The organism is Candidatus Viridilinea mediisalina (genome assembly GCF_002532535.1).
In the GTDB taxonomy this organism is placed as follows: domain Bacteria; phylum Chloroflexota; class Chloroflexia; order Chloroflexales; family Chloroflexaceae; genus Viridilinea; species Viridilinea mediisalina.
The window spans coordinates 1-2,528 of sequence record NZ_NQWI01000239.1 but is presented as its reverse complement, the minus strand read 5'-3'; the positions used below and the strand labels follow the sequence as shown (position 1 = coordinate 2,528).

Here is a 2,528-nt window from a genome sequence, read left to right as displayed (position 1 = left end):
GCGTCCTCGCGTCCTCGCGTCCTCGCGTCCTCGCGTCCTCACGTCCTCGCGTCCTCGCGTCCTCGCGTCCTCGCGTCTTCCGAAACCGGCCCCAAACAAAAAAACAGGCGTTGCGTGTTGGCGCAACGCCTGTTTACCATTTGGCGACCCCGGTGCGACTCGAACGCACGGCCTTTTCCTCCGCAGGGAAACGCTCTAATCCACTGAGCTACGGGGTCATACTTACCTGACCAGCCAGAGTATACCATGGCCATGGCCAGATTGCAAATCGCTAAGCGTGCTAAAATGGCTCCGGGGGCCGGATCCGCCAGAGCATCGGGCCCAGCCAGAGCCACGCGGTATTGGCGAGGGTGAAACTGGCCATAACCAAAACCCCCAGCCGGGCCCAGTGCCCCCGCTGCCAGAGGTGGTCTACCGCGAGGGCCGCAGTGATGGCTACGACCCAGGCGATGGACATGAGCCAACGGGGGTTGTTCGAGACACCGGAGACAAAGGGGAAGATGGCAAAGAAGCTGGCGACTACTAAGCCACTGGCCATGAGCCAGAGCAGCGTTCGTTGTGGCCCTAAGCCCGTTTCGTTGCGCACCTGGCGCACCAGCAAGCTCAAACCGAGCGGCAAGAGCAGCAGCGGAAAGAGACCGTAGTGGGTCACAAAGCCCGCCCGCCACGTCACATGCAACACCTCTAGGCGATCAATCGGATCGCGGTTGGTGACAGCGGTGAGGCCACCTGTGCGTGCTGCGTTGAACTGTTCAAGGAACATGGGCAGGTAGGCGCTGTAGAAGAAGATCGCCACAAAGCCTCCCGCCAGCAACCCTGCGATTGTGAGCGGCCAGCGTACCCGTTGCGCCCATGCAACATCCCGCCACCCTGCGAACCAGACGGCGCTGGCCAAGATGAGGCCAAACAGCGTGGTGTTGATCAAAAAGCCAAAGTGACCCAAAAAGACCAGGCTAAACAATACCGCCACCCCAAGTGTCCACCAACGGCGTCGAGCCTGATCTTCGCTCTGCCAGGCCGCAAAGGCCCAGAGCAAGCCTGCCATAAGCAGCAGATGCAGAAACTGCGTGAAAATGTGGGTACTAAATGACCACCATGTGGTCATGAAGGTAGCCGCCGTGAAGACATAGATCGCCCCAGCCAGCAGCGCGACCCGTTGGCCCAGGGCACGCACCGCAAGGCTATAGACCAGCACGACGCTACAGGCATCAATCAGGGCCGCAGCGAACTGCAACAGTGTGGGAATCGTTAAACCCAGCAGGGTTAGTGGTGCAACCAAGGTATAGGGGCCGGGCGGGTAGGGGAAGGGTACGCCGCGATTGAGCGAGCGTAGGTAGATTAGGCCAAAGCTCGTCTCCAAAAAGCGGTTGGTGTGAAAGCCAATATCACCAGGCATGCTCTCGGGGTAGAGGCGGCCACCATAGCGCAGCCCAAAGCTCACCACAATGATCAGGCAGAGCCATGCGAGCGTATGTGCATGCAGCGGAACGCCAATGCGCCGCATAAGCGCTGGCAGGCCCAGCCGTACCACAATCGCAAGGATATAGGCCAAACTGGTGGCCAGCACTACCGCTTGGCTGCCAAAGGCCCAACGTGGCGGGTTGATCAATGCGGCCAGGATGGCTAACGCCACCAACAAGGCCAATGCCAGTACAGCAGGCCGTTCGAGCGCCCCAAGCGCATGGCGTAGCGCCAACCAACTGAAGAGCGCCCCGAAAAGCCATGCTATTACCGCACTCCAGTGGGGTGCCGTACCCAAATTTGCGGGCGCATGCAACGCCACCGCACCCAACGGCACCCCCAGCAGACGCGGATCACCGGGTGGGGCAAAAATGCCGCTCCGCAGACTCAAATCCAGCGCACCATCGTCCAACAGCGCAGGCGGCACCAATACGCTCACGCGACGCGCCTCCATGCGTACTGGCACCTCAACCAAAAGGTGATCATGCACCGACAGCGTGAAACTCTGGGGACCCATGGCCATCACCGCTGGCGCTGAAGGCATAAAATCAAGCGTCACAATCAGATTGCGTCGTCCCACGCCTGGGAGCAGCACATGCGATGCACGGGTAGTCCAACGGAAGGTAGCGCCATCTTCACTCAGTTCAGCACCATTGAAATCACGTAGATAGGGCAGATCGCTACGGTAGCCCTCATTGCGCCCTACGCCAATCGTATAGTTCAGGGGCAACTGTGGTGCCAGTACAAAGCCCCCCAGCAAAAGTACCAACGCCACCCAAAGGGCTGGATGACGCAACCCCATCGCTTCAGTTCGCAGCCAGGCTCCAACAGCCGCTGGCCATTTCTGTACACTCATAGAGTCTGTTGAACGGTCTGCATGAGGTCTTTGCATACTAATAGGATTCCGGCTAAGAGAAGCGGATGTTGTTGATTGCCCCATTGCTTTGTCACTCTGAAGGATGGTTTCAGAAACGCGCTTTCCGCTTTACAGTCGTAGTGCCGACTTATGGTCTTCCAGAAATTAATCCGGTGTCGCGGCACGGACTAGACCTGATAGATATGCCAGA

At 59.0% G+C, this 2,528-nt stretch carries 1 protein-coding gene and 1 tRNA gene; both read right to left on the bottom strand.

Annotated elements, in window-relative coordinates:
• Window positions 1–141 precede the first annotated feature (141 nt).
• A tRNA-Arg gene (locus CJ255_RS21670) sits at window positions 142–218 on the bottom strand.
• A 62-nt stretch (window positions 219–280) separates the two neighbouring features.
• A complete protein-coding gene (locus CJ255_RS21665) occupies window positions 281–2,317 on the bottom strand; it encodes a putative glycosyltransferase family protein (RefSeq protein ID WP_097646152.1) in 2,037 nt (678 codons plus the stop codon).
• Window positions 2,318–2,528 lie beyond the last annotated feature (211 nt).

Bases quoted from the DNA above. Each gene is read 5' to 3' on its own strand.
- CJ255_RS21665 (WP_097646152.1), bottom strand. From the start codon at position 2,317: ATGAGTGTACAGAAATGGCCAGCGGCTGTTGGAGCCTGGCTGCGAACT.